Genomic DNA, 25716 nt, shown 5'->3' with positions numbered 1-25716 from the left:
GAGGAGTAAAATGCTTTCCTACGTTCGACATTACCCACTAGCGATAGCTAAATTAATGTGTCTGTGCTCTCCTAAAATCTGCTGATTTATTACTGACTAATACAGGAGGTTTTTATGGGACAGACAATCCTATCTGCTATTGGTGTTTATATTTCCACCAGTATCGATTATTTAATTATTTTAATTATTTTATTTGCACAGCTATCACAGAATAAACAGAAATGGCATATTTATGCGGGGCAATATCTAGGCACAGGCTTACTTGTAGGGGCGAGTTTAGTTGCTGCTTATGTCGTTAATTTCGTGCCTGAAGAATGGATGGTTGGATTGCTTGGTTTAATCCCTATCTATTTAGGGATTCGCTTTGCAATTGTTGGAGAAGGTGAGGAAGAAGAGGAAGAAATTATTGAAAGATTAGAACAAAGCAAGGCAAATCAACTGTTTTGGACAGTTACATTGCTGACAATTGCGTCTGGCGGAGATAATTTAGGTATCTATATACCTTATTTTGCTTCGTTAGATTGGTCACAGACCCTCGTGGCGTTGCTTGTGTTTGTAATCGGCATAATTATCTTTTGCGAGATTAGTCGGATGTTATCCTCTATTCCGTTAATATTCGAGACAATTGAAAAATACGAGCGAATCATTGTGCCCATAGTATTCATTCTACTTGGACTATATATCATGTATGAAAATGGCACGATAGAGACTTTTCTGATCGTGTAGATTTTTTTGTTTCACTAGGATTTTAGCCCGGGTTCAAATCAGCTCTCTAATTTTAGAGGGCTTTTTATGTTGTCACTTTACCTCGATATACCCAAGTATAATCTTCGGTTACGATTATTAGCACTGTAAGACCAACTATATTTATTTTTCTCATCTTGTTCCATTGTTGAAAATATGGTATACTTTTCATGAGAATTTTCTAAATTTTTAATTTTGTCTAAGGAGGTTTTCATGCTTTCCAAATTTTCTGGAAGCCGACAAGATTTGCAATTTGTGTTACTTTTAGTTATTTTGCTAGGTATTTTAGGGATTTCTCTCTTTCTAGCAGTTTCAATGGGATCTGTTGCGATTGATCTAGGAGATACCTATCGGATTATTTTGAGCAGGTTAGGATTTCCTCTTGAGATAGGAGAGGTTTCCAAGTCCACTCTTGCCATTGTATGGAACATGAGATTCCCCCGAGTATTGTTAGGTCTGATAGTAGGGGCTGGTCTCTCTATGTGTGGTAGTGTGATGCAGTCCACAGTGAACAACCCCATCGCTGAGCCTTATGTCTTAGGAATTTCTGCGGGTGCAACTCTAGGGGCAACTTTGAGCATCATTCTTGGCTTAAAAGTGATGATTAGCCTTGGAGCTTTTCTTGGAGCTATTTTGGCAACAGTCGCTGTCCTCATCATTGCCTCTATGCAGGGCAGGATGACGACTTCTAGTCTGATCTTATCAGGAACGGTGGTCAATGCTCTCTTTTTGGCTTTTTCCAACTTTATTATCTCAGTTGGCGCTAATGCGGACAGTGTGATGACCATTAAGTTTTGGACTATGGGCTCGCTTGCCGGGACTACTTGGTCTGACTTAGTCCTGCCAACTATAGCAGTAGGAATGGCATTTCTATTTTTCGCTACCCAGTATCGTGTTTTTAATGCGATGATGATGGGAGATGAGGCTACTTTAACTTTGGGAATTCCCTTACGCTTCTATTGGTATCTTTACGTGACCGTGGTGGCTGTGCTGACAGCTGTCTTGGTGGCTACTTGTGGGATTATTGGATTTGTTGGACTGATTACTCCTCACTTAGCTCGAGGGTTAGTGGGAACGAATTACAGGAGGCTTTTTCCTATTGCGACCATACTTGGTTCCCTCTTTGTGGTCTGGGCAGATGTACTCTCCCGTATCATCATTCCAAATGCTGAGTTGCCTATTGGTATTTTCACAGCCTTAGTAGGTGCTCCCTTCTTTATCTACATTGTTGGAGGTAGGCGAAGGGAGGTGAGGGCCTGATATGGACTTGATTTGTCAGGATGTTCACTTTGGACTAGGAGAGAAAAAAATCTTAAAAGGAGTTTCTCTTAAGGTTGAGGGGCATCAATTTCACACGATACTAGGACCAAATGGAAGTGGAAAAACCAGTCTGCTTAAACTCCTCTATCGTCAGGAAAAGGCGGACAAAGGCTTGATAAGACTAGATGGAAAGCCACTGGAGCATTGGTCACTCAAAGAAACAGCCAAGCAAATGGCAGTTGTCACCCAGTTTAATCAATTGCAGTTTGATTGTACAGTTGAGGAAATCGTCTTGCTGGGAAGAACTCCCCACCTCTCTTTTTTACAGAAGGAAAAGGAAAGAGATTATGCCCTCGTTCAAGATGCTCTCGTCAAGGTGGATATGCTTGAGAAGAAAACTCGTCTCTATTCGTCTCTGTCAGGGGGGGAGAAACAACGAGTCTTATTAGCCCGCGCCTTAGCGCAAGAACCGACTCTCTTGCTCCTGGACGAACCAACCAATCACCTGGATATCAAGTATCAGCTAGACTTGTTGGCCATTGTGAAGAATCTCAATATCAATGTTCTAGCTGTCCTACATGATATTCAACTTGCTTGTCGCTATTCGGATTATCTCTATCTGATGAAAGAGGGAGAAATCCTTTACCAAGGGACTCCAAAAGAGACCATCACCCCTGAGTCATTGCAAACTGTATACGGAGTTCAAAGTCAGGTTACTTGGACCGAGGATCAGCAAGCTATGATTCACTATTTATAAGAATGAAAAGGAAAACAAGATGAAAAAAACACTAAGCATTTTACTCGTAACAGTAGCTACCCTAACCATGGCGGCTTGTGGAAATACTACTACAGAAAAAACTACCACACAGTCTAGCACAGAAACAAGTCAAAAAGCCAGCACAGAGACGACTTATCCGTTAACGGTCAAGACCTATGATGCTAAGGGAAATGAAGTCGAACAAGTCTTTGACAAGGCACCTGAAAAAGTTATCACCAACAATCTGTCAACCACTGAAATCTTATTGGAGTTAGGCTTGAAGGATAAAATTGCTGGCATGCTTAACCCTGATAATGCTGTGACGGACAAATACAAGGACGCGATTGCGACTATTCCTCAAATCGGTGATAAAAAAACAGTCTCACAAGAGACAGTCCTTTCTTATGAACCGGACGCAGTAATGGGTCGAAACATGATGTTTTCTGAAAAATCCTTGGGAACAGTTAGCACTTGGAATGAAAACAAAATCCCAGTCTATACGCAAAAAGCTTCTCTTTCAACGATTCAGCAAGATTTGGGAAATATTGTAGAAGATGTTAAAAATCTTGGAATGATTTTCAATGTTCAGGACAAGGCTAATGAATACGCAACCCAATTACAAGCTAAAATTGACGCTGTTAAGAAAGCAAACCCAGCAAGCCAAGGTGAAAAGAAAAAGGCTTTGATTATGGTTGCTTATAATGACGAAACCTTCGGTGCTTACAAGTCTGCTTTGCAAGAGAGCTTGTTGAATCAACTTGGTTATACCAACGTTGCAACGGGAACATCAGGCTTGACCTTGGAAAATCTCGTGTCAATGGATCCTGAGTTGATTATCTATGTGACCAGCGACCGCAATAAAAAATTGGATGCCAATGCAGTAGAGTTGATGAAGGCAAATGAAGTTTTAGAAAACGTTCCTGCAATTAAGAATCAAAAAATCATGACCATTTCTTACGATGAGTTGATGGACTATGGTCCAGCAGTGATTGATTCCCTTGAGAAAATCAATGACTTTATCAATAAATAATGAGTTTGATTGGGAAGGGATCCAAGTCAAGGTCAGCCTTCCTTCGACTTATGATCCCAATCAAACCTATCCAGCGATTCTCTTGAATGATGGAAACTTGGATTTCCTATCCTCCCTTTCAGAATCTGTGATTTTAGTGGGCTTGACCTCTAAAAATCGCCTAGACGACTACACTCCCTGGAAGGCAGCTGCTCTGAGAGATGGAGCTCAAGATTTTGGCGGTCAGGCAAACGCCTATCATGGTCATTTATTTGGTAGTCTTTTAGAAAAGTTGCAGGCGCTTTATCGCCTGGACAAAAATCGCCTTGCCTATGGAGGTTACTCACTAGGTGGTTTGGCGGCAGTATACAGTCTTTTCCGTTTTGATAAGGTCTCCTGTATCTTCTCTATCTGCGGTTCCTTTTGGTATCCTGATTTTACGACTTATTGCAGGGAAGAAAGGGTGAAAAATTTAGATTGTTTACTGTATTTACAGAATGGTCAAACAGAAGGAGTTCATCATACCAATCGCTTGGCTCAAGCACCAGCCTATGCTGAGCAGATCCATACTAGTCTTCAGAAGCACTATCCGACTAGTCAGTTTGTCTTTGATCCCTATGGGCATCATGAGCAAGTGGTTGAACGATTCCTAACCTTTTCCAACTGGTTGGCTCAAAAATGGAAAATCGAATAAAAGAAATATCCCTTGGCAAAAGCCAAGGGATAATTGTATTTTTTAACCAAGAGCCTCTCTCTTCTTATCTGGATTCCAGATAAAGCTTGCGATGAAGGTAAAGATAATCGTTAGGATACCAACAATCACAGCAAGGATGAGGGCAGGGATGCGGACAAACCACCAGAGTGGGTTTGGTTTTTTATCGTTGTGCCATTGTTTGGTTTCTTCATCCAAACGTTGGAATTCTGCTTGGATACGATCTGCAACCATTTCGATTCCTTCATCATTCATTTTCTTGATGTCTGAGATATCGATAGGATTTCCAAAGTTCATATCCACACGTTCACGGCTAACCAAACCTTTCAAGGTCATGGGACCTGTGTAGGTGACCGGCATGATACGGACCTTGGCCATTTTAGCAATCAAGGCAACTCCACCCTTGACATCATTTGAGTGACGGCTCCCACTTGGAAACATGATGAGAGAACGGTCGCTTTTTTTGAGGACATTGATAGGGTACTTGATGGCGGAGGCGTTAGGTTTTTCCCGGTCGATAGGAAAGGCTCCACACATACGGATCCACCAGCCAAAGATACGGTTGTTAAATAGCTCTTTTTTGGCCATAAAGATGAACTGTTTTGGCTTGGTCGCAAAGGCCATGTAAACAGGATCCCACCAGGTACGGTGAGGTGCGACGAGGATATAGTTTTCGTCTCGGCTAGGGATTTTATCAGTATTGTGGTAGTGAGCATTGCCATTAATGGACCACAAGATCAGCATGACTAGTCCACGCAAATAAGTATAAAACATGAGATCTCCTTCGATTGTATTGCTTTTATTATTATACCTTATCGAAACACTACTGGCAAACTTTTTCAGTTATCAGTGGACAGTTTTTAGATAGGATTAGAATTCTGCTAGAAAAAATGATATGATAGAATTTATGGATAAAAATAAGATAATGGGATTAACCCAAAGAGAAGTCAAGGAAAGACAGGCTCAAGGTTTGGTCAATGACTTTACCGCATCGGCCAGTACCAGTACTTGGCAAATCATTCAACGAAATGTTTTTACACTTTTTAACGCGTTAAACTTTGCCATTGCTTTGGCGCTAGCTTTTGTGCAGGCTTGGAGCAATTTGGTCTTCTTTGCTGTTATCTGCTTTAACGCTTTTTCTGGAATTGTGACCGAGCTACGGGCCAAACACATGGTGGACAAGCTCAATCTCATGACCAAGGAAAAGGTCAAGACTATTCGTGATGGCCAAGAAGTGGCTCTGAATCCTGAAGAATTGGTGTTAGGAGATGTCATTCGTTTGTCTGCAGGAGAGCAGATTCCTAGTGATGCCTTGGTTTTGGAAGGCTTTGCGGAAGTCAATGAAGCCATGTTAACGGGTGAGAGTGATTTGGTGCAAAAAGAAGTGGATACCTTGCTTTTGTCTGGAAGTTTCTTAGCCAGTGGGTCTGTTTTAGCTAAAGTTCACCATGTCGGGGCAGACAACTATGCTTCCAAACTCATGCTGGAAGCTAAGACAGTGAAACCGATCAACTCCCGTATCATGAAATCGCTAGACAAGCTAGCTGGTTTTACTGGGAAGATTATCATTCCCTTTGGTCTAGCTCTTCTGCTAGAAGCCTTGATGTTAAAAGGCCTACCCCTCAAGTCATCCGTTGTAAATTCGTCAACAGCTCTTTTGGGAATGTTGCCCAAGGGAATCGCCCTTTTGACCATAACTTCGCTCTTGACTGCGGTGATTAAGCTGGGCTTGAAAAAGGTCTTGGTGCAGGAGATGTACTCTGTCGAGACCTTGGCGCGCGTGGATATGCTCTGTCTGGACAAGACGGGGACCATCACCCAAGGAAAGATGCAGGTGGAGGCAGTTCTTCCTCTGACGGAAACTTATGGTGAAGAGGCTATTACTAACATTCTGACCAGCTACATAGCTCATAGTGAGGATAAAAATCCAACAGCTCAAGCCATTCGCCAGCGTTTCCAAGGACAGGTCTCCTATCCTATGCTTTCGAATCTTCCTTTCTCAAGCGACCGTAAGTGGGGAGCTATGGAGTTAGAAGGGCTAGGGACAGTTTTCTTAGGAGCTCCTGAGATGTTGTTGGACTCTGAAGTACCAGAAGCCAGAGAGGCTTTGGAGAGAGGGTCACGAGTCTTGGTTTTAGCCCTCAGTCAGGAAAAACTAGACCACCACAAAACACAGAAACCGTCTGATATTCAGGCTCTAGCCTTGCTGGAAATCTTGGACCCTATTCGAGAAGGAGCCACTGAAACGCTAGACTATCTCCGTTCTCAGAAAGTGGGCCTCAAGATTATATCTGGTGACAATCCGGTCACTGTATCCAGCATTGCTCAGAAAGCTGACTTTGCAGACTATCACAGCTATGTAGATTGTTCAAAAATCACGGATGAGGAATTGATTGCCATGGCTGAAGAGACAGCTATTTTTGGACGTGTCTCCCCTCATCAAAAGAAACTCATCATCCAAACGCTGAAAAAAGCAGGGCATACAACGGCAATGACAGGGGACGGAGTCAATGACATCCTAGCTCTTCGTGAGGCGGATTGTTCGATTGTAATGGCGGAGGGAGATCCGGCGACTCGTCAGATTGCCAATCTGGTTCTCTTGAACTCAGACTTTAATGATGTTCCTGAGATTCTCTTTGAAGGCCGTCGGGTGGTCAATAACATCGCCCATATCGCACCGATCTTCTTGATTAAAACGATCTATTCCTTCCTGTTAGCAGTCATCTGTATTGCCAGTGTTCTTCTGGGACGGTCTGAGTGGATCTTGATTTTCCCCTTCATTCCAATCCAGATTACCATGATCGACCAGTTTGTGGAAGGTTTCCCACCATTCGTTCTGACTTTTGAGCGAAATATCAAGCCTGTTGAACCAAACTTCCTCAGAAAATCCATACTTCGCGCCCTACCAAGTGCCCTCATGGTCGTGTTCAGCGTTCTTTTTGTGAAAATTTTTGGAGCTAGTCAAGGTTGGTCTGAGTTAGAAATCTCAACCCTACTCTATTATCTCCTTGGGTCTATCGGTTTCTTATCCGTATTTAGAGCCTGCATGCCATTCACCCTCTGGCGTGTCCTCTTGATTGTCTGGTCAGTAGGAGGCTTCCTAGCCACAGCTCTTTTCCCAATGATCCAAAAGTTGCTTGAAATTTCGACCTTAACAGGACAAACACTGCCTGTTTATGGGGCCATGATGTTGGTCTTTACCGTGATTTTCATCTTGACTAGTCGTTACCAAGCGAGAAAATAAAGAAAGACTGCAATCTGTGGATTGCGGTCTTTTTAGGTGCAAGATTGCTAGCTGAAATGTGGTATAATAAGAGGTAATAGAGTTTTGGAAAGTGAGAGAAGATGATTTCAAAGAGATTAGAATTGGTAGCTTCCTTTGTGCCACAAGGTGCTGTGTTACTAGATGTGGGGAGTGACCATGCTTATCTGCCAATCGAGTTAGTTGAGAGAGGCCAAATCAAAAGCGCCATTGCAGGTGAGGTGGTGGAAGGCCCCTACCAGTCAGCGGTGAAAAACGTTGAGGCTCACTGTCTAAAGGAGAAAATCCAAGTCCGTTTAGCCAATGGCTTGGCAGCCTTTGAAGAGGCAGACCAAGTGTCGGTTATCACCATTGCTGGTATGGGTGGCCGTTTGATTGCGACCATATTGCAAGAAGGCTTGGACAAGCTAGCTAATGTAGAGCGTTTGATCCTCCAACCCAATAATCGTGAAGACGACTTGCGCATCTGGCTACAGGGTAACGGTTTTCAGATTGTAGCAGAAAGCATCCTAGAAGAAGCTGGCAAGTTCTATGAAATTCTAGTTGTGGAAGCGGGACAAATGAAGCTATCAGCCAGTGATGTTCGCTTTGGTCCCTTCTTGTCCAAAGAAGTCAGTCAAGTCTTTGTCCAAAAATGGCAAAAAGAAGCTGCTAAGTTAGAATTTGCTCTTGATCAAATTCCAGAAAAAAATCTGGAGGGACGTCAAGTTCTAGTAGATAAAATTCAAGCCATCAAGGAGGTGCTCCATGTTAGCAAGTGAAGTAATCAGGGCTTATGAAGCCTTTTGTCCCCAGGAATTTTCTATGGAGGGAGACAGTCGTGGCCTGCAAATTGGCACTTTGGACAAGGATATCCAAAGTGTCATGGCTGCTCTCGATATTCGAGAAGAGACGGTGGCAGAGGCTATTGAAAAGGGTGTGGATTTGATTATCGTTAAGCACGCGCCAATTTTCCGTCCGATTAAGGATTTGGTAGCCAGCCGTCCACAAAATCAGATTTACATCGACCTGATCAAGCATGACATCGCAGTTTATGTCAGCCATACCAATATTGATATTGTTGAGAACGGGCTAAATGATTGGTTTTGCCAGATACTAGGCATTGAGGAAACGACTTATCTGCAGGAAACAGGCCCAGAACGTGGGATTGGGCGGATTGGAAATATTCAAACTCAGACATTTGGGGAATTGGCCCAGCATGTCAAGCAAGTCTTTGGTCTAGATAGTCTTCGAATGGTGCATTATCAAGAGAGTGATTTGCAGAGGCCTATTTCAAGAGTGGCCATCTGTGGTGGTAGCGGGCAGTCATTCTATAAGGATGCCTTAGCTAAGGGGGCAGATGTCTACATCACTGGTGATATCTACTACCACACTGCTCAGGATATGTTGTCTGATGGCTTGCTGGCATTGGATCCAGGACATTATATCGAAGTGCTTTTTGTGGAAAAAATCGCAGCACTTCTTACTCAATGGAAGGCAGAAAATAGCTGGTCTATTGATATCTTGCCTAGTCAGGCATCGACCAATCCTTTCCACCATATTTAGTTAGAAGGTGAAGACAATGAAAAAAGTTGCCATTATTGGAGCAGGAATTGTGGGGGCAACAGCTGCCTACTACCTCGCGAAAGAAAGCGACCTAGAGGTGACCGTTTTTGACCATGGACAGGGGCAAGCAACCAAGGCTGCAGCAGGAATTATCAGTCCTTGGTTTTCCAAACGCCGCAATAAAGCTTGGTACAAGATGGCGCGCTTGGGGGCTGACTTTTATGTGGATTTGTTGGCTGATTTAGAAAAGTCTGGTCAGGAAATCGACTTTTACCAGCGTTCGGGAGTTTTTCTCTTGAAAAAGGACGAATCCAAGTTAGAAGAACTCTATGAACTAGCCCTCCAGCGTAGGGAAGAATCTCCCTTGATAGGTCAATTAACCATTTTAGACCAAGCGTCTGCAAATGAATTATTCCCTGGTTTGCAGGGATTTGACCGCCTGCTCTATGCTTCTGGTGGGGCGAGAGTAGATGGCCACCTCTTAGTGACTCGTTTGCTAGAAGCTAGTCAAGTCAAGCTGGTCAAAGAAAAAGTGAGTCTGACACCTTTAGCATCAGGTTACCAGATTGATGAAGAGGTGTTTGATCAGGTTATTTTGGCGACGGGAGCTTGGCTGGGGTACATATTAGAACCCTTGGGTTATGATGTGGATGTTCGTCCTCAGAAAGGGCAACTCCGAGATTATCAGCTTGCCCAAGACATGGAATCATACCCTGTTGTCATGCCAGAAGGGGAATGGGATTTGATCCCTTTTGCAGGTGGGAAATTGTCCTTGGGCGCTACTCATGAAAATGATATGGGATTTGATTTGACGGTAGATGACACCTTGCTCCAACAAATGGAGGAGGCAGCCTTACCTCACTATCCAGCCTTGGCAGAAGCGAAATCATCGGGTGATCGTGTGGGAATTCGTGCCTACACCAGTGATTTCTCCCCTTTCTTTGGGCAGGTACCAGGATTGGCAGGTGTCTATGCGGCTAGTGGTCTAGGTTCATCAGGTCTCACAACGGGGCCTATCATCGGTTACCATCTAGCCCAGTTGGTCCAAGACAAGGAATTGACCTTGGACCCAGTAAACTACCCAATTGCAAACTATGTCAAACGAGTAAAAAGCGAATAGTACTCAATGAAAATCAAAGAGTAAACTAGGAAGCTAGCCGCAGGCTGCTCAAAGCACGGCTTTGAGGCTGTGGACAGAACTGATGAAGTCAGCTCAAAACACTGTTTTGAGGTTGTGGATCGAACTGACGAAGTCAGTAACCATACCCACGGCAAGGCGAAGCTGACATTGCTTGAAGAGATTTTCGAAGAGTATAAGTATTTTACTAAAATTTTAGTCTCCCCTTTAGGATGGCAAATGACATTCCCTACCAAAAATGGTAAAATAAGAAAAAATAATTCGAGAATCGAGGAAAAAAGATGCAAGAAAAAATTTTGGTAACAGGTGGAGCAGGTTTTATCGGAACCCACACTGTTATTGAATTGATCCAAGCAGGTCATCAAGTGGTTGTAGTGGATAACCTTGTCAACAGCAACCGTAAAAGTTTAGAAGTTGTTGAAAGAATCACAGGAGTTGAAATTCCTTTCTATGAGGCAGATATCCGTGATACTGATACTCTCAGAGATATTTTCAAGCAAGAAGAGCCAACAGGTGTGATTCACTTTGCTGGTTTGAAGGCGGTTGGCGAATCAACCCGTATCCCTCTTGCCTACTATGACAACAATATCGCTGGAACTCTTAGTCTTTTAAAAGTTATGGAAGAAGCAAACTGTAAGAATATCATCTTCAGCTCTTCTGCGACAGTATATGGAGATCCTCACACGGTTCCAATCTTAGAAGATTTTCCACTTTCAGTGACCAATCCGTATGGCCGTACTAAGCTTATGTTAGAGGAAATTTTGACTGATATCTACAAAGCAGACTCAGAATGGAATGTGGTCTTGCTTCGTTACTTTAACCCAATCGGAGCACATGAGAGTGGAGATTTAGGAGAAAATCCAAACGGTATTCCAAACAATCTCTTGCCATATGTGACTCAGGTAGCTGTTGGAAAATTAGAGCAAGTACAAGTCTTCGGAGACGATTACGATACGGAAGATGGAACTGGTGTTCGTGACTATATCCACGTCGTAGACCTAGCCAAAGGTCACGTTGCAGCTCTTCAAAAAATCCAAAAGGGGTCTGGCCTTAACATTTATAACCTTGGAACAGGCAAGGGCTACTCTGTTCTTGAAATTATTCAAAATATGGAAAAAGCAGTGGGACATCCCATTCCTTACCGCATCGTAGAACGCCGCCCAGGAGACATCGCTGCCTGTTATTCAGATCCTGCAAAAGCCAAAGCAGAACTCGGCTGGGAAGCAGAATTTGATATCACGAAAATGTGTGAAGACGCATGGCGTTGGCAAAGTAAGCATCCAAACGGATTTGAAGACTAAGATAATGATTTCAATCATTGTCCCCTGTTTAAATGAAGAGGAAGTACTTCCTCTTTTTTATCAGTCTGTTGAAGATTTGCTTCCTGACCTGGGAGCAGAGGTCGAGTATGTCTTTGTAGACGATGGCTCAAGCGATGGAACCTTAGAGCTTTTGAAGGCTTATCGAGAGCAAAATCCTGCGGTGCATTATATCTCGTTCTCACGAAATTTTGGGAAGGAGGCAGCTCTGTACGCAGGCTTGCAGCATGCAACTGGAGATCTGGTGGTGGTGATGGATGCAGACCTCCAGGATCCTCCTAGCATGCTACTTGAGATGAAAGCCTTACTAGACCAAAATGCAGACTTGGACTGTGTTGGGACACGGAGAACTAGTCGGGAGGGAGAACCCTTCTTTCGCAGTTTCTGTGCTGATCTTTTTTACCGCCTCATGCAAAAAATTAGCCCAGTGGCCTTGCCTTCAGGTGTCCGTGATTTTCGCATGATGAGAAGGTCTGTGGTAGATGCTATTTTAACCCTGACCGAGTCCAATCGGTTCTCTAAAGGGCTCTTTGCCTGGGTGGGCTTTAAAACGCACTATCTTGATTATCCAAACGTTGAACGACAGGCTGGCAAGACCAGTTGGAGTTTTAGGCAGCTCTTTTTCTACTCGATTGAAGGGATTCTCAACTTTTCAGATTTTCCCTTGAGTATAGCCTTTGTAGCGGGACTCCTATCTTGTTTTATTTCTTTTATGATGACTGTTTTTGTGGTGTTTCGGACCCTTATCTTGGGGAATCCGACATCTGGCTGGACCTCTCTGATGGCTGTGATTCTCTTTCTTGGAGGGATTCAACTCCTGACCATTGGGATTTTGGGAAAATATATCAGTAAGATCTATCTAGAGACCAAAAAAAGACCACTCTATCTGGTCAAAGAAAAAAGTGATCTTTCTATTTTCGAAGGAAAAAATAAGCGAAAAAGACTATAATTTTACCTAGAAATATGCTAAACTAGTAGATGAAGGGGTTAAAGTGATAAAAAGAATTTACAAAATCGGTCTCCCTTTTAAACTATGACGGATCTTTTAGAAGTGCACGTGTAGGACAATTTTTGATGGCCTCCAGAACATCGCTAGACTCAGCGATTTCTCTTTGCAATTCAACTGGATCATCGTAAAATCGAACGATTCCATTATCGTGGTAATCGAAGAGTTCAGAATAGGTTTGGCAAAGCCCACAGGCGATGCATCGTTCAGGTATAAGTGTGAGTTTCATATTTATATTGTAATAAGAAAGTTTAAAAAATACAAGGAGTAAGGTATGGAAAAAGAACCATGGCAAGAAGATATTTATGAAAACAATGAGGAAGAATCAAGAACAGATCGTCGTCGCCGTAAACAAAAGGGAAAAGGCGTTGTTGCCAATCGTGTCTTGACAGTCCTAGCTAGCCTCTTCTTTGTAATCGTTGTAGCAATGGTTGTCGTATTGATTTACCTTTCTACCGGAGGAAGCAACCGCACAGCTGCCTTGAAGGATTTTTATGATCCTTCAGCACCTGCTAGCAGCTCCACTTCAAAAGTGGAAGAGTCTTCATCGTCAAGCAGCAAGGTAGAAGAAACATCTTCTTCTGAAACAACTCCGTCAGAAAGTAGCTCTGAAGAGCATACCGACGGTGAAGGAACAATTACTGTTCATCCAGGAGAGGGTGAAGCAGCTCTTGCACAACGTGCAGGAATTTCTATTGCCCAGTTGGAAGCTTTGAATCCTTCTCATATGTCATCAGGAACTTGGTTTGCCAACCCTGGTGATGTGATCAAGACTAGATAGGAGTCGGAAATGAAGACAATTCAAATTGCTATTGATGGTCCTGCTTCCAGTGGTAAGAGTACGGTCGCAAAGATTGTTGCTAAGGATTTTGGCTATACTTATCTCGACACGGGTGCCATGTACCGTGCGGCCACGTATATAGCGCTCAAACACCAGTTGAATGCAGGAAATGTAGACCAGCTTCTTTATCTCCTTGATCAACATCCTATTAGTTTTGGGCGTTCGGAGGCAGGTGAACAACTTGTCTTTGTTGGCGATGTGGATATTACTCATCCTATCCGTGAAAATGAAGTGACCAACAAGGTTTCAAGCATTGCTGCTATTCCAGAAGTACGTGAAAAACTAGTATCTCTCCAGCAGGAGATTGCCCAGCAAGGTGGTATTGTCATGGATGGACGTGATATCGGAACGGTTGTTTTGCCCCAAGCTGAGCTCAAAATTTTCTTGGTGGCTTCTGTTGAAGAAAGAGCAGAGCGTCGTTACAAGGAAAATATTGCTAAAGGTATCGAGACAGACCTAGAAACTCTGAAAGAAGAGATTGCGGCGCGTGACTACAAGGACAGTCATCGCGAAACCTCGCCTCTCAAACAAGCAGAGGATGCAGTTTACCTTGACACAACTGGATTAAGTATCCAAGAAGTAGTCGAAAAAATTGAATCAGAAGCAAAAAAACGCATGTCCTAGTGACAGGAGAAGCAGGCTAAGGCTAGCCTGCTTTTTTTATCTCTTTGGGGAGCATTTGAAAACAGTCTTTTTGGGAGTTTTTTGATAAAATAGTAGTATCAATGAAAAGGATGGAAGCATGACAAAGAAAATCGTAGCCATTTGGGCCCAAGATGAAAGAGGTGTGATTGGTAAAGAAGACCGTCTTCCTTGGCATTTGCCAGCAGAATTACAACATTTTAAGGAAACAACTTTGAACCACGCCATCTTGATGGGACGAGTGACTTTTGATGGAATGGGGCGTCGTCTGCTTCCTAAACGCCAAACCTTGATTTTGACACGAAACAGTGACCAAGTCGTGGATGGTGCGCTCGTATTTCAAGATGTGAAGTCTGTTTTAGCTTGGTATCAGAGTCAGGAAAAAAATCTCTATATCCTTGGTGGAAAACAGATTTTTCAGGCTTTTGAGCCCTATTTAGATGAAATCATCGTGACGCAGATTCATGCTCAGGTCGAGGGAGACACCTATTTCCCTGAGGATTTTGACTTGTCTCTTTTTGAGACAGTCGCAAGCAAATCTTATACCCGTGATGAGAAAAACGACTATGATTTTACCATCCAATACCGAAAGAGAAAGGAAGTCTAATGGAGCGCAGTATATTTGGATTTTTTACAGCTTTCTTGTGTGTAATCTGTATTTTGGCGGGAGCACAGGCTTTTCGTAAGAAGCGCTATGGACTGTCTGCCTTACTCTGGTTGAATGCTTTTACCAATCTAGTAAACAGTGTCCACGCTTTTTACATGAACTTATTTTAGATAGAATAACAGTATAGAATAGAACGGAAGGAAATCATGCCTACAAATAGGAATAATGATATGATGGTTTATTGCTCATTTTGTGGCAAAAGCCAAGAAGAAGTAAAGAAAATAATCGCTGGGAACAACGCCTTTATCTGTAATGAATGTGTGGAGTTAGCCCAGGAAATCATTCGGGAGGAGTTGGCTGAGGAAGTCTTAGCAGACTTGTCTGAAGTTCCAAAACCAATCGAGCTCCTCAATATCTTGAACCACTATGTGATCGGTCAAGATCGTGCCAAACGTGCCTTGGCAGTGGCAGTTTACAACCACTATAAACGCATCAATTTCCACGATACGCGTGAAGAGTCAGAAGATGTGGATTTGCAGAAGTCAAATATCTTGATGATTGGCCCAACTGGTTCTGGGAAAACTTTCTTGGCTCAGACTTTGGCTAAGAGCTTGAACGTGCCTTTTGCTATCGCGGATGCGACAGCTCTTACTGAGGCTGGTTATGTGGGTGAGGACGTGGAAAACATCCTCCTCAAACTCTTGCAGGCCGCTGACTTTAACATCGAACGTGCAGAGCGTGGAATTATCTACGTGGACGAAATTGACAAGATTGCTAAGAAGAGCGAGAACGTGTCTATCACACGTGACGTTTCTGGTGAAGGGGTGCAGCAAGCCCTTCTCAAGATTATCGAGGGAACTGTCGCTAGCGTGCCACCTCAAGGAGGACGCAAACATCCACAACAAGAGATGATTCAGGTGGATACCAAGAATATCCTCTTTATCGTAGGTGGTGCTTTTGATGGCATCGAAGAAATCGTTAAACAACGTCTGGGTGAAAACGTTATTGGCTTTGGCCAAAATAACAAGGCGATTGACGAAAATAGCTCCTACATGCAAGAAATCATTGCAGAAGACATTCAAAAATTCGGTATTATCCCTGAGTTGATTGGACGCTTGCCTGTCTTTGCTGCTCTTGAGCAATTGACGGTCGATGACTTGGTTCGCATCTTGAAGGAGCCAAGAAATGCCTTGGTCAAACAATACCAAACCTTGCTTTCTTATGATGATGTTGAGTTGGAATTTGACGACGAAGCACTTCAGGAAATTGCCAATAAGGCTATTGAACGCAAAACGGGTGCGCGTGGTCTTCGCTCAATCATCGAAGAAACCATGCTAGACGTTATGTTTGAGGTTCCAAGTCAAGAAAATGTGAAATTGGTCCGCATCACAAAAGAAGCTGTTGATGGAACGGAAAAACCCATTCTAGAAACAGCCTAGAGGTGACTATGGAAATCAATACACACAATGCTGAAATCTTGCTCAGTGCGGCAAACAAGTCTCACTATCCGCAGGATGAACTGCCAGAGATTGCCCTAGCAGGGCGTTCAAATGTTGGCAAGTCTAGCTTTATCAACACCATGCTGAACCGCAAAAATCTGGCTCGTACATCAGGAAAACCTGGGAAAACCCAGCTACTCAACTTTTTTAACATTGATGACAAGATGCGTTTTGTGGATGTACCAGGTTATGGCTATGCCCGCGTTTCTAAAAAGGAACGTGAAAAATGGGGGCGCATGATTGAGGAGTATTTGACCACTCGGGAAAATCTCCGTGCCGTGGTCAGTCTGGTGGATCTCCGCCACGACCCGTCAGCAGATGATGTACAGATGTATGAATTTCTCAAGTATTATGAGATTCCGGTTATCATCGTTGCGACCAAGGCGGACAAGATTCCTCGTGGTAAATGGAACAAGCACGAATCAGCAATCAAAAAGAAATTAAACTTTGATCCAAGTGACGACTTCATCCTCTTTTCATCTGTCAGCAAGGCAGGGATGGATCAGGCTTGGGATGCAATATTAGAAAAATTGTGAGGGAAAGAAATGGCAAAAACAATTCATACAGACAAAGCTCCAAAAGCAATCGGACCATATGTTCAAGGAAAAATCGTTGGTAATCTTTTGTTTGCTAGCGGTCAAGTTCCCCTATCTCCTGAAACTGGAGAAATTGTAGGAGAAACGATCCAAGAACAGACAGAACAAGTCTTGAAAAATATCGGTGCTATTTTGGCTGAAGCAGGAACAGACTTTGATCATGTTGTTAAAACAACTTGCTTCTTGAGCGATATGAATGACTTTGTTCCTTTTAACGAGGTATACCAGACTGCCTTTAAAGAGGAGTTCCCAGCTCGTTCAGCTGTAGAGGTTGCACGTCTTCCTCGTGATGTAAAAGTCGAAATTGAAGTGATCGCAGAGATTGGATAAGCTAGTTGAAGTTTGGCTCTGCCAAACTTTTTTTGATATAAGGAGAGATAGATGACAAAAAAACAACTTCACCTAGTGATTGTGACAGGGATGAGTGGTGCAGGAAAAACCGTAGCCATTCAGTCCTTCGAGGATTTAGGATATTTCACTATTGACAATATGCCACCAGCCCTCTTGCCAAAGTTTTTGCAGTTGGTAGAGACCAAGGATGATGACCATAAGTTAGCCCTAGTAGTCGATATGCGGAGCCGTTCCTTCTTTTCAGAGATTCAGGCTGTTTTGGATGAATTGGAAAACCAAGACGATTTGGACTTCAAAATCCTCTTTTTAGACGCAGCAGATAAGGAATTGGTGGCACGCTATAAGGAAACTAGACGAAGTCACCCTCTAGCAGCAGATGGTCGAATTTTAGATGGCATCAAGCTGGAACGTGAACTTTTGGCACCTTTGAAAAATATGAGTCAAAATGTAGTGGATACAACAGAACTCACTCCGCGTGAACTTCGTAAAACCATTGCAGAGCAATTTTCAGACCAAGAACAAGCCCAGTCTTTTCGTATCGAAGTCATGTCTTTTGGATTCAAGTATGGTATCCCAATCGATGCAGACTTGGTCTTTGATGTCCGTTTCTTGCCAAATCCATACTACCTCCCTGAACTTCGCAATCAGACAGGTGAGGATCAAGCAGTTTATGACTATGTGATGAATCATGAAGAGTCTGAAAGTTTTTATCAGCACTTACTCGCCTTGATTGAGCCCATTTTGCCAAGTTACAAAAAAGAAGGCAAGTCTGTTTTAACCATTGCAGTAGGATGTACAGGTGGACAACACCGTAGTGTTGCCTTTGCCAAACGCATAGCTGAGGACCTTGCTAAAAACTGGCCTGTCAATGAAAGCCATCGTGACAAAGACAGAAGAAAGGAAACGGTAAACCGTTCATGAGAAAACCAAAGATAACGGTAATTGGTGGAGGAACAGGTATCCCCGTCATTTTGAAAAGCTTGCGAGAAAAGGATGTTGATATCGCAGCCATCGTAACGGTAGCTGATGATGGTGGCTCTTCTGGTGAACTAAGAAAGAATATCCAACAGCTGACACCACCAGGTGATCTTCGCAATGTTCTGGTAGCCATGTCGGATATGCCTAAATTTTATGAGAAAGTTTTTCAGTACCGCTTCTCAGAAGAGGCTGGAGCTTTTGCGGGTCATCCGCTAGGAAATATTATCATTGCTGGCCTATCTGAAATGCAAGGGTCCACTTATAATGCCATGCAGCTGCTAAGTCTCTTTTTCCACACAACAGGAAAAATCTACCCATCAAGCGATCAGCCTCTGACACTGCATGCAGTCTTTAAAGACGGTTCTGAGGTGGCAGGTGAGAGCCACATTGCAGATCATCCAGGTATGATCGACCATGTCTATGTGACCAATACCTTGGATGATGAAACACCCCAAGCCAGCCGTCGAGTGGTCAATACTATCCTCGAGAGTGATATGATCGTCTTGGGGCCTGGTTCCCTCTTTACATCGATTTTGCCCAATATTGTCATTGAGGAGATTGGGCAGGCTCTCTTGGAGACTAAGGCAGAGATCGCCTATGTCTGCAATATCATGACCCAGCGTGGGGAAACAGAGTACTTTTCAGACAGTGACCACGTGGAAGTCCTCCATCGACACTTAGGTCGGCCTTTTATCGATACGGTCTTAGTTAATATCGAGAAGGTTCCTAGAGAATACATGGATACCAACCGTTTTGATGAATATTTGGTTCAGGTAGAGCATGATTTTGCTGGTCTTTGCAAGCAGGTTCCTCGTGTGATTTCATCCAACTTCCTTCGTTTGGAAAATGGAGGAGCCTTCCATGATGGCGATTTGATTGTAGACGAATTGATGCGGATTATACAGGTGAGAAAATGAGTTTTACAGTTGCAGTAAAAGAAGAAATTCTTGGTCAACACCATCTCAGTCGTCATGAATTGTCTGCCATCATCAAGATGTCTGGCAGTATCGGTCTCTCTACTTCAGGCCTGACCTTGTCCGTCGTGACCGAAAATGCCAAGTTAGCTCGTCATCTTTATGAGTCTTTTCTCCATTTTTATGACATCAAGTCAGAAATTCGTCACCATCAGAGAAGCAATCTTCGCAAGAATCGTGTCTACACGGTCTATACCGATGAGAGGGTGCAGGAGCTTTTGGCTGATTTGCGGCTTGCGGATTCCTTCTTTGGTTTGGAGACGGGTATTGATCCCGATATCTTAGCAGATGAAGAAGCTGGTCGTGCTTACTTATGTGGGGCCTTTCTGGCAAATGGTAGCATCCGAGATCCGGAGTCTGGTAAGTATCAGTTGGAGATTAGTTCCGTTTATCTGGACCATGCACAAGGATTGGCCTCTCTCCTCCAGCAGTTTTTGCTGGACGCTAAGGTTATTGAGCGAAAGAAAGGTGCAGTTACCTATCTCCAGCGGGCAGAGGACATCATGGATTTCTTGATCGTGATTGGGGCCATGCAGGCGCGTGATAATTTTGAGCGCGTCAAGATTTTGCGTGAAACCCGTAACGATCTCAATCGGGCTAATAATGCCGAGACAGCTAATATCGCTCGGACGGTCTCTGCTAGTATGAAGACCATTAATAATATCAGTAAAATCAAAGATAGAATGGGTTTGGAAAATTTACCCGTGGATTTGCAAGAGGTAGCGCAGTTGCGAATCCAGCACCCGGACTACTCTATCCAGCAGTTGGCGGATAGCCTGAGCATTCCCCTAACCAAAAGTGGTGTCAACCACAGACTTAGAAAAATAAACAAGATTGCGGATGAATTATAAAACCACGGATTATTCAATCCGTGGTTGTTTTCTTATAAGCTTGTTGAGTGTTTTGGTTGTACTTTTTGCTCAGGGTCGATGTAGTTGATAGCATTGTTAACAGCAGTTGGTGCTTCTCCAAGTCCTGTGGCAATCAAGTCAATTTTTCCTTCATAGTAGCAGCAGTCGCCGATAGCATAGATACCTGCTTGGTTAGATTCTTGCTTGCTGTTGACGATAATCTTGTGACGGTTGAGGTCCAGACCCCAGTTTTTAAGGTTACCGACAGAAGATTTGAAGCCGTAGTTGACAAAGAGGTGGTCTACTTCGATAGTTTCGGTTTCATCTGATTTAACTTTGGTGATTTCTAGTTTGTCGAGTGTTTTTCCATCTCCGAGAAGTTGGCTAGGAACGAACGGTGTCTTGATGGTTACAGATGATTCTTGCAGGGCTTGCACACTATGTTCCAAGGCGCGGAAATTATCTCTGCGGTGAACAAGGGTAGTTGGCGAAATTTTTTCAAAAGCCAGAGCCCAGTCCACTGCTGAGTCACCACCACCAAGGATGGTCACCTTCTTGCCAGCGTATTGTTGGATATTGGAAACGTGGTAGTGGATATTTTCATAGTCTTCAACGTTCTCCAATTCGAGCGGACGTGGTTTGAAGGCACCACCACCCATGGCAATGATAACTGTTTTAGTCAGGTGGCTACCTTTGTTGGTTGTGATGGTAAATCCTTGATCTTGTTTCTCAATTTCAAGAACTGTTTCATTGAGATGAATAGGGGTATCAAAGCCGTTTAGCTGTTCAATCAAGCGATTGATCAACTCTTCTCCGGTTAAATTTGGAAAACCTGGCACATCAAGGATTTGCTTTTCAGGGTAGAGGATGGCTGGTTGACCACCGAGCTGGGGAAGGGAGTCGATGATTTGGACTTTGGTTTGGCGTAGGTGGGCGTAAAAGGCAGCAAAGAGCCCGACAGGACCGCCACCTACAATGGTAATATCATAGAGTTGAGACATGATTTCTCCTTTGTTTTTTCTAGTCAGTTTATTTTATCATATTTTTGCTTAATTTAAAATGAGGTGGGATAGGGAAAAAATGGGCAAAAAATGGTATAATGATGAGTAAAGTGTTTTGACAGGGAGGAGGCCAAGGATGAATTTTCAACAATTATCCAATTTACAATACTGGACGAGTTTGTTTTCAAGTCCTTGGAGTATAGTCACCAATCTGATTGATATTCTCATTGTGACTTATATTTTATATCATTTTACTAAAGCTATTGCAGGCACCAAGATTATGATATTGGTCCGTGGAGTCTTAGTTTTTATTCTAGCCCAGATTCTTTCCAATATGATTGGTTTAACAACTATTTCCTGGTTGATCAATCAGATCATCACCTACGGGGTGATTGCAGCGGTGGTTATCTTTTCACCAGAGATTCGGACTGGTTTGGAGCGATTGGGCCGGGCTACTGATTTCTTTTCCAATGCCCCTATCAGTGCGGAAGAGCAGATGGTTCGTGCATTTGTGAAATCAGTTGAATACATGAGTCCTCGTAAGATTGGGGCGCTTGTAGTGGTTCAGCGAGTGAGAACCTTGCAGGAATACATCTCGACAGGGATTCCTTTAGATGCTAAAATTTCGGCTGAATTGCTTATCAATATTTTCATTCCCAATACTCCCTTGCATGATGGTGCTGTCATTATCAAGGAAGACCGGATTGCTGTAACTTCAGCCTATCTACCCTTGACTGAAGATACCGGAATTTCCAAGGAGTTTGGAACGCGTCACAGGGCGGCGATTGGTTTGTCGGAAGTATCAGATGCTCTTACATTTGTGGTTTCGGAAGAAACAGGTGGAATCTCCATCACCTATAATGGAGTCTTTAAGCACGATTTGACCTTGGAAGAGTTTGAATCTGAATTGAGAAGAATCTTACTTCCAAAATCAGAGAAAAAGCAAGGTCTGAAAGAGCGCTTGCTAGGAGGATTGAAACATGAGAAAAAATAGTCTATACATCATTTCTTCCTTCTTTTTCGCCTGCATTCTCTTTATCTATGCAACTTTGACAAACTATCAGAATAGCAACAGTGCCAGACAGGTGCGGACGGAGACTTATACAAACACAGTTCTTAATGTCCCAATTGATATTCAGTATGACAGCGATCAGTATTTTATCAGTGGTTTTACATCTGAGGTGACGGTCTTTCTAACAGGGTCAAACAGAGTTGCTTTGGCGAGTGAGATGCAGGAAAGTACCCGCAAATTTAAGGTGACGGCTGATCTTTCTGATGCCAGTGTAGGAACCATCGAAGTTCCTCTAACCATTGAAAATCTTCCGAGCGGTTTGACGGCTGTTGCGACACCGCAAAAGATAACAGTGAAGGTCGGTAAAAAAGCAAAACGAGACAATGTCATTGTTGTGCCGGAGATTGACCCTAGTCAGATTGATTCTCGCGTGAAAATCGATACAGTTACTGTATCAGATGAAAAAGTAACGGTTATTAGTGATGAGGAAACCCTCTCCAAAGTAGATCGTGTCATTGCTATCTTACCGACGAGTGAACGGATAACTGGAAACTACTCGTCCTCTGTTCCTCTACAAGCAGTCGATAAAAATGGAAATGTCTTACCAAGTGTCATTATGCCGTTTGACACAACTATGAAAATTACAACAAAAACAGCAACATCTAGTTCAAGTAACTCGTCAACAAGTTCCTCAGAAGGCAGTTCGTCTTCAACGAGTTCAGAAACAAAATCAGATTCGTCTAAACAATAATAAATAATAGAAAAGGATGATAAATAAAATGGGTAAATATTTTGGGACCGATGGAGTCCGTGGAGAAGCAAACGTAGAACTGACACCAGAATTGGCCTTTAAACTGGGACGTTTTGGTGGATATGTTCTTAGCCAACACGAAACAGAAGCCCCTAAAGTCTTTGTAGGACGTGATACACGTATCTCAGGAGAAATGTTAGAATCAGCCTTGGTGGCAGGTCTTCTCTCTGTAGGGATTCACGTCTACAAACTTGGTGTCCTTGCAACACCAGCAGTAGCTTACTTGGTCAAAACTGAGGGAGCCAGTGCAGGTGTAATGATTTCCGCTAGCCACAACCCAGCCCTTGATAATGGGATTAAGTTCTTTGGTGGGGATGGTTTCAAACTTGATGATGAAAAAGAGGCAGAAATTGAAGCCTTACTAGATGCTACCGAAGACACTCTTCCTCGTCCAAGTGCCGAAGGCTTGGGAACCTTAGTGGACTATCCAGAAGGATTGCGTAAGTATGAAGGCTACCTTGTTTCAACTGGAACGCCTCTTGAGGGAATAAAAGTGACTTTGGACACAGCGAACGGTGCAGCGTCTACAAGTGCTCGTCAGATTTTCGCTGATCTTGGTGCTCAGTTGACAGTTATCGGTGAGACACCAGATGGTCTTAATATCAACTTGAATGTGGGTTCTACACACCCAGAAGCTCTTCAAAAAGTGGTCAAAGAAAGCCAATCAGCTATCGGTTTGGCCTTTGACGGAGACAGTGACCGTTTGATTGCTGTTGATGAAAATGGCGACATCGTTGATGGTGATAAGATTATGTATATTATCGGGAAATACCTTTCTGAAAAAGGCCAGTTAGCTCAAAACACCATCGTAACAACCGTTATGTCTAACCTTGGTTTTCATAAGGCCTTGGATCGTGAAGGCATCAATAAGGCAGTCACTGCAGTTGGTGACCGCTATGTCGTCGAAGAAATGAGAAAATCAGGCTATAACCTTGGTGGTGAACAGTCTGGTCACGTTATCTTGATGGATTACAATACGACAGGTGATGGACAGTTAACTGCCGTTCAACTAACAAAAGTTATACGGGAAACCGGTAAAACCTTGTCTCAACTGGCATCAGAAGTAACGATTTACCCACAAAAACTGGTCAATATCCGAGTGGAAAATGCCATGAAAGAAAAAGCCATGGAAGTACCAGCCATCAAGGCAATCATCGAAAAGATGGAAGGAGAAATGGCAGGAAACGGCCGTATCCTTGTTCGCCCAAGTGGTACCGAACCTCTATTGCGAGTTATGGCAGAGGCACCTACAACAGAAGAAGTCAATTACTATGTAGATACGATTGCTACTGTTGTTAAAGATGAGATCGGTATTGACTAAAGCCTAGAAAACTAGATGAAATGATAAAAATGTGGTACAATTGCATAGTAAATTGTAGCAATGGGAGAGAGAAATGAATCTTAAACGAGAACAAGAATTTGTTAGCCAGTATCACTTTGATGCTCGTAACTTTGAATGGGAAAATGAAAATGGGGCTCCTGAAACCAAGGTAGATGTGAATTTCCAGTTGCTCCAATACGACCAAGAAAACCAAGTAACCTCGCTAGTTGTTATCTTGAGCTTTATGATTGTCTTTGACAAATTTGTTATCAGTGGAACGATTTCTCAAGTTAACCATGTGGAAGGTCGTATTGTTAACGAACCAAGTGAATTTAACCAAGAAGAAGTTGAAACCTTGGCACGTCCATGCTTGAACATGCTCAACCGTTTGACGTATGAAGTAACAGAAATCGCCTTGGATCTTCCAGGGATCAATTTGGAGTTTTAGTCATGAAATTAGCTGTCATTACAGATTCTTCAGCCTATTTAGAGGAGAAGACGCTGCAAAGAGAGAATCTATTTATCTTGGATATTCCTGTCAATATTGATGGGGAGGAGTATGTTGAAGGTGTCAATCTGACTGCTGAGGAATTTTATCAAAAAATGGCTCAGTCTGCAGAATTGCCTAAAACCAGTCAACCAAGTATTGCCAAATTGGATGAGATTCTAAGTTCCTTGAAAGGACAAGGTTATACCCATGTTTTGGGACTCTTTCTTTCGTCAGGGATTTCAGGTTTTTATCAGAACATCCAATACATGTTGGATGAGTATGATGGCTTGACCATTGCCTTTCCAGATACCCATATCACAAGTTCCCCTCTAGGATTTATGGTAGAGAGTGCCTTTGAATGGGCAGAACAGGGCGATGATTTTGCTCAGATTCAGGAGAAATTAGCTCTTCAAATTGCTGATAATTCAGCCTTTATCATAGTAGATGACCTCGACCACTTGGTTAAGGGAGGACGTCTGTCAAATGGGGCAGCCATCTTAGGGAATCTCCTCAGTATCAAGCCCATTCTTTACTTCAATGACCAAGGTGTGATTGAAGTTTACGAAAAAGTTCGTACAGAAAAGAAGGCAATCAAACGTTTGGTGGAAATCATCAAAGAGTCGACAAAAGATGGGAATTACCGTATCACAGTCATCCATGGCAATGCTCCTCAAAAGGCAGCGGACTTACGTCAGCTTTTGATGGAGAGTGGTGTGACTGATGAGATTCCAATTGATACCTTTGGTAGTGTCATTGGAACCCACCTTGGAGAAGGTAGTATCGCTTTAAGCTATACGCCAGTCGTCTAGATTGTTCTTACAAGCTTTGTATCTTAGAAATTGAACATGGCCTGCCTGCCTCTTGAAAAAGATGCCTGTCTTTCCTTTCGTGGAAAGTCAGCGTCATTCCCTATTTTTCATGGGCAACTAACGTCCTTTGTATCTTGATAATTGAACACGCCTAGAACCCTGTGTGAAAAAGATAGTTCTT

At 43.1% G+C, this 25716-nt stretch carries 28 protein-coding genes; 25 read left to right on the top strand and 3 right to left on the bottom strand.

The window, feature by feature from the left end; genetic code table 11:
• Nucleotides 1–114 precede the first annotated feature (114 nt).
• The 5 genes from M1F56_RS05100 (at nt 115) to M1F56_RS05080 (ending at nt 4464) form a co-directional block, all read left to right on the top strand.
• A complete protein-coding gene (locus M1F56_RS05100; RefSeq protein WP_096422585.1) occupies nt 115–726 on the top strand; it encodes a CadD family cadmium resistance transporter in 612 nt (203 codons plus the stop codon).
• A 231-nt stretch (nt 727–957) separates the two neighbouring features.
• Nucleotides 958–2004, top strand: a complete 1047-nt coding sequence (locus M1F56_RS05095) for a FecCD family ABC transporter permease (RefSeq protein WP_247917055.1) — start codon at nt 958–960, stop codon at nt 2002–2004.
• A 1-nt stretch (nt 2005) separates the two neighbouring features.
• On the top strand, nt 2006–2761 hold the full coding sequence (locus M1F56_RS05090; RefSeq protein ID WP_000364118.1) for an ABC transporter ATP-binding protein: 756 nt from the start codon (nt 2006–2008) through the stop codon (nt 2759–2761).
• Between the two features lie 19 nt (nt 2762–2780).
• Nucleotides 2781–3791, top strand: coding sequence for an ABC transporter substrate-binding protein (locus tag M1F56_RS05085; protein ID WP_009730423.1), 1011 nt, complete (start codon nt 2781–2783; stop codon nt 3789–3791).
• Nucleotides 3772–4464 (top strand): alpha/beta hydrolase-fold protein, encoded by a 693-nt coding sequence (locus M1F56_RS05080; protein ID WP_247917054.1) that lies wholly within the window; start codon nt 3772–3774, stop codon nt 4462–4464. The genes M1F56_RS05085 and M1F56_RS05080 overlap by 20 nt, the downstream gene beginning before the upstream one ends.
• Nucleotides 4465–4506: 42 nt before the next feature.
• Here M1F56_RS05080 and M1F56_RS05075 read toward each other — a convergent pair whose 3' ends face one another.
• Nucleotides 4507–5256 (bottom strand): lysophospholipid acyltransferase family protein, encoded by a 750-nt coding sequence (locus tag M1F56_RS05075; RefSeq protein WP_000500180.1) that lies wholly within the window; start codon nt 5254–5256, stop codon nt 4507–4509.
• Between the two features lie 133 nt (nt 5257–5389).
• On the opposite strand from M1F56_RS05075, the gene M1F56_RS05070 reads away from it, so the two are divergent.
• The 6 genes from M1F56_RS05070 (at nt 5390) to M1F56_RS05045 (ending at nt 12695) form a co-directional block, all read left to right on the top strand.
• Nucleotides 5390–7726, top strand: coding sequence for a cation-translocating P-type ATPase (locus M1F56_RS05070; RefSeq protein WP_247917143.1), 2337 nt, complete (start codon nt 5390–5392; stop codon nt 7724–7726).
• 101 nt (nt 7727–7827) lie between these two features.
• Nucleotides 7828–8505, top strand: a complete 678-nt coding sequence (locus M1F56_RS05065; protein WP_033606217.1) for a tRNA (adenine(22)-N(1))-methyltransferase — start codon at nt 7828–7830, stop codon at nt 8503–8505.
• Nucleotides 8492–9289, top strand: coding sequence for a Nif3-like dinuclear metal center hexameric protein (locus M1F56_RS05060; RefSeq protein WP_000881177.1), 798 nt, complete (start codon nt 8492–8494; stop codon nt 9287–9289). The genes M1F56_RS05065 and M1F56_RS05060 overlap by 14 nt, the downstream gene beginning before the upstream one ends.
• A gap of 16 nt (nt 9290–9305) precedes the next feature.
• The gene (locus M1F56_RS05055; protein ID WP_247917053.1) at nt 9306–10409 is read left to right on the top strand and encodes an NAD(P)/FAD-dependent oxidoreductase; all 1104 of its coding nucleotides are present in this window, start codon (nt 9306–9308) and stop codon (nt 10407–10409) included.
• Between the two features lie 299 nt (nt 10410–10708).
• Nucleotides 10709–11728 carry a UDP-glucose 4-epimerase GalE gene (galE, locus tag M1F56_RS05050; protein ID WP_033584440.1) on the top strand — a complete coding sequence of 340 codons (1020 nt, stop codon included), beginning with the start codon at nt 10709–10711 and terminating at the stop codon, nt 11726–11728.
• 4 nt (nt 11729–11732) lie between these two features.
• The gene (locus tag M1F56_RS05045; protein WP_247917052.1) at nt 11733–12695 is read left to right on the top strand and encodes a glycosyltransferase family 2 protein; all 963 of its coding nucleotides are present in this window, start codon (nt 11733–11735) and stop codon (nt 12693–12695) included.
• 82 nt (nt 12696–12777) lie between these two features.
• On the opposite strand, the gene M1F56_RS05040 is transcribed toward M1F56_RS05045, so the two are convergent.
• On the bottom strand, nt 12778–12981 hold the full coding sequence (locus tag M1F56_RS05040; RefSeq protein ID WP_164979022.1) for a ferredoxin: 204 nt from the start codon (nt 12979–12981) through the stop codon (nt 12778–12780).
• Nucleotides 12982–13026: 45 nt separating this feature from the next.
• Here M1F56_RS05040 and M1F56_RS05035 point away from each other — a divergent pair, with 45 nt between their 5' ends.
• The 9 genes from M1F56_RS05035 (at nt 13027) to whiA (ending at nt 20091) form a co-directional block, all read left to right on the top strand.
• Nucleotides 13027–13533: an SAG1386/EF1546 family surface-associated protein gene (locus tag M1F56_RS05035; protein ID WP_213988150.1), complete on the top strand. Its 507-nt coding sequence runs from the start codon at nt 13027–13029 to the stop codon at nt 13531–13533.
• Nucleotides 13534–13542: 9 nt separating this feature from the next.
• Entirely contained in the window at nt 13543–14217 is a 675-nt protein-coding gene (gene cmk / locus M1F56_RS05030) for a (d)CMP kinase (protein WP_247917051.1), read from the top strand.
• A gap of 118 nt (nt 14218–14335) precedes the next feature.
• Complete coding sequence (locus M1F56_RS05025; RefSeq protein ID WP_247917050.1) at nt 14336–14842, top strand: dihydrofolate reductase; 507 nt, start codon at nt 14336–14338, stop codon at nt 14840–14842.
• Nucleotides 14843–15048: 206 nt separating this feature from the next.
• Nucleotides 15049–16281, top strand: coding sequence for an ATP-dependent Clp protease ATP-binding subunit ClpX (gene clpX / locus M1F56_RS05020; protein WP_247917049.1), 1233 nt, complete (start codon nt 15049–15051; stop codon nt 16279–16281).
• A gap of 8 nt (nt 16282–16289) precedes the next feature.
• Nucleotides 16290–16877, top strand: coding sequence for a ribosome biogenesis GTP-binding protein YihA/YsxC (yihA, locus tag M1F56_RS05015; protein ID WP_000405203.1), 588 nt, complete (start codon nt 16290–16292; stop codon nt 16875–16877).
• Between the two features lie 9 nt (nt 16878–16886).
• Entirely contained in the window at nt 16887–17267 is a 381-nt protein-coding gene (locus M1F56_RS05010; RefSeq protein WP_001140420.1) for a RidA family protein, read from the top strand.
• Nucleotides 17268–17318: 51 nt separating this feature from the next.
• Nucleotides 17319–18209: an RNase adapter RapZ gene (rapZ, locus tag M1F56_RS05005; RefSeq protein WP_000163039.1), complete on the top strand. Its 891-nt coding sequence runs from the start codon at nt 17319–17321 to the stop codon at nt 18207–18209.
• The gene (locus tag M1F56_RS05000) at nt 18206–19183 is read left to right on the top strand and encodes a YvcK family protein (RefSeq protein WP_001231060.1); all 978 of its coding nucleotides are present in this window, start codon (nt 18206–18208) and stop codon (nt 19181–19183) included. The genes rapZ and M1F56_RS05000 overlap by 4 nt, the downstream gene beginning before the upstream one ends.
• Nucleotides 19180–20091, top strand: coding sequence for a DNA-binding protein WhiA (gene whiA / locus M1F56_RS04995; RefSeq protein ID WP_084852448.1), 912 nt, complete (start codon nt 19180–19182; stop codon nt 20089–20091). The genes M1F56_RS05000 and whiA overlap by 4 nt, the downstream gene beginning before the upstream one ends.
• A 32-nt stretch (nt 20092–20123) precedes the next feature.
• Here the strand turns inward: whiA and M1F56_RS04990 are convergent, their stop codons facing one another.
• Nucleotides 20124–21092: an NAD(P)/FAD-dependent oxidoreductase gene (locus M1F56_RS04990; RefSeq protein ID WP_247917048.1), complete on the bottom strand. Its 969-nt coding sequence runs from the start codon at nt 21090–21092 to the stop codon at nt 20124–20126.
• A 136-nt stretch (nt 21093–21228) separates the two neighbouring features.
• Here M1F56_RS04990 and cdaA point away from each other — a divergent pair, with 136 nt between their 5' ends.
• The 5 genes from cdaA to M1F56_RS04965 all read left to right on the top strand — a co-directional run bounded on the left by cdaA (nt 21229) and on the right by M1F56_RS04965 (nt 25535).
• Nucleotides 21229–22086, top strand: coding sequence for a diadenylate cyclase CdaA (gene cdaA, locus M1F56_RS04985; protein ID WP_001011078.1), 858 nt, complete (start codon nt 21229–21231; stop codon nt 22084–22086).
• Nucleotides 22073–22855: a CdaR family protein gene (locus tag M1F56_RS04980; RefSeq protein WP_001230922.1), complete on the top strand. Its 783-nt coding sequence runs from the start codon at nt 22073–22075 to the stop codon at nt 22853–22855. The genes cdaA and M1F56_RS04980 overlap by 14 nt, the downstream gene beginning before the upstream one ends.
• Nucleotides 22856–22883: 28 nt before the next feature.
• Nucleotides 22884–24236 (top strand): phosphoglucosamine mutase, encoded by a 1353-nt coding sequence (gene glmM / locus M1F56_RS04975; RefSeq protein WP_247917142.1) that lies wholly within the window; start codon nt 22884–22886, stop codon nt 24234–24236.
• 73 nt (nt 24237–24309) lie between these two features.
• Complete coding sequence (locus M1F56_RS04970) at nt 24310–24684, top strand: DUF1149 family protein (protein WP_001050095.1); 375 nt, start codon at nt 24310–24312, stop codon at nt 24682–24684.
• A gap of 2 nt (nt 24685–24686) precedes the next feature.
• A complete protein-coding gene (locus tag M1F56_RS04965) occupies nt 24687–25535 on the top strand; it encodes a DegV family protein (RefSeq protein ID WP_221161006.1) in 849 nt (282 codons plus the stop codon).
• Nucleotides 25536–25716 lie beyond the last annotated feature (181 nt).

The organism is Streptococcus oralis (assembly GCF_023109005.1).
In the GTDB taxonomy this organism is placed as follows: Bacteria; Bacillota; Bacilli; order Lactobacillales; family Streptococcaceae; genus Streptococcus; species Streptococcus oralis_BU.
The sequence above is the reverse complement of the archived record's forward strand: the minus strand, read 5'-3'. Positions and strand labels throughout refer to the sequence as shown.

Coding starts and splice junctions, on each gene's coding strand:
- M1F56_RS05100 (WP_096422585.1), top strand. CDS start 115: ATGGGACAGACAATCCTATCTGCTATTGGTGTTTATATTTCCACCAGT.
- M1F56_RS05095 (WP_247917055.1), top strand. CDS start 958: ATGCTTTCCAAATTTTCTGGAAGCCGACAAGATTTGCAATTTGTGTTA.
- M1F56_RS05090 (WP_000364118.1), top strand. CDS start 2,006: ATGGACTTGATTTGTCAGGATGTTCACTTTGGACTAGGAGAGAAAAAA.
- M1F56_RS05085 (WP_009730423.1), top strand. CDS start 2,781: ATGAAAAAAACACTAAGCATTTTACTCGTAACAGTAGCTACCCTAACC.
- M1F56_RS05080 (WP_247917054.1), top strand. CDS start 3,772: ATGACTTTATCAATAAATAATGAGTTTGATTGGGAAGGGATCCAAGTC.
- M1F56_RS05075 (WP_000500180.1), bottom strand. CDS start 5,256: ATGTTTTATACTTATTTGCGTGGACTAGTCATGCTGATCTTGTGGTCC.
- M1F56_RS05070 (WP_247917143.1), top strand. CDS start 5,390: ATGGATAAAAATAAGATAATGGGATTAACCCAAAGAGAAGTCAAGGAA.
- M1F56_RS05065 (WP_033606217.1), top strand. CDS start 7,828: ATGATTTCAAAGAGATTAGAATTGGTAGCTTCCTTTGTGCCACAAGGT.
- M1F56_RS05060 (WP_000881177.1), top strand. CDS start 8,492: ATGTTAGCAAGTGAAGTAATCAGGGCTTATGAAGCCTTTTGTCCCCAG.
- M1F56_RS05055 (WP_247917053.1), top strand. CDS start 9,306: ATGAAAAAAGTTGCCATTATTGGAGCAGGAATTGTGGGGGCAACAGCT.
- galE (WP_033584440.1), top strand. CDS start 10,709: ATGCAAGAAAAAATTTTGGTAACAGGTGGAGCAGGTTTTATCGGAACC.
- M1F56_RS05045 (WP_247917052.1), top strand. CDS start 11,733: ATGATTTCAATCATTGTCCCCTGTTTAAATGAAGAGGAAGTACTTCCT.
- M1F56_RS05040 (WP_164979022.1), bottom strand. CDS start 12,981: ATGAAACTCACACTTATACCTGAACGATGCATCGCCTGTGGGCTTTGC.
- M1F56_RS05035 (WP_213988150.1), top strand. CDS start 13,027: ATGGAAAAAGAACCATGGCAAGAAGATATTTATGAAAACAATGAGGAA.
- cmk (WP_247917051.1), top strand. CDS start 13,543: ATGAAGACAATTCAAATTGCTATTGATGGTCCTGCTTCCAGTGGTAAG.
- M1F56_RS05025 (WP_247917050.1), top strand. CDS start 14,336: ATGACAAAGAAAATCGTAGCCATTTGGGCCCAAGATGAAAGAGGTGTG.
- clpX (WP_247917049.1), top strand. CDS start 15,049: ATGCCTACAAATAGGAATAATGATATGATGGTTTATTGCTCATTTTGT.
- yihA (WP_000405203.1), top strand. CDS start 16,290: ATGGAAATCAATACACACAATGCTGAAATCTTGCTCAGTGCGGCAAAC.
- M1F56_RS05010 (WP_001140420.1), top strand. CDS start 16,887: ATGGCAAAAACAATTCATACAGACAAAGCTCCAAAAGCAATCGGACCA.
- rapZ (WP_000163039.1), top strand. CDS start 17,319: ATGACAAAAAAACAACTTCACCTAGTGATTGTGACAGGGATGAGTGGT.
- M1F56_RS05000 (WP_001231060.1), top strand. CDS start 18,206: ATGAGAAAACCAAAGATAACGGTAATTGGTGGAGGAACAGGTATCCCC.
- whiA (WP_084852448.1), top strand. CDS start 19,180: ATGAGTTTTACAGTTGCAGTAAAAGAAGAAATTCTTGGTCAACACCAT.
- M1F56_RS04990 (WP_247917048.1), bottom strand. CDS start 21,092: ATGTCTCAACTCTATGATATTACCATTGTAGGTGGCGGTCCTGTCGGG.
- cdaA (WP_001011078.1), top strand. CDS start 21,229: ATGAATTTTCAACAATTATCCAATTTACAATACTGGACGAGTTTGTTT.
- M1F56_RS04980 (WP_001230922.1), top strand. CDS start 22,073: ATGAGAAAAAATAGTCTATACATCATTTCTTCCTTCTTTTTCGCCTGC.
- glmM (WP_247917142.1), top strand. CDS start 22,884: ATGGGTAAATATTTTGGGACCGATGGAGTCCGTGGAGAAGCAAACGTA.
- M1F56_RS04970 (WP_001050095.1), top strand. CDS start 24,310: ATGAATCTTAAACGAGAACAAGAATTTGTTAGCCAGTATCACTTTGAT.
- M1F56_RS04965 (WP_221161006.1), top strand. CDS start 24,687: ATGAAATTAGCTGTCATTACAGATTCTTCAGCCTATTTAGAGGAGAAG.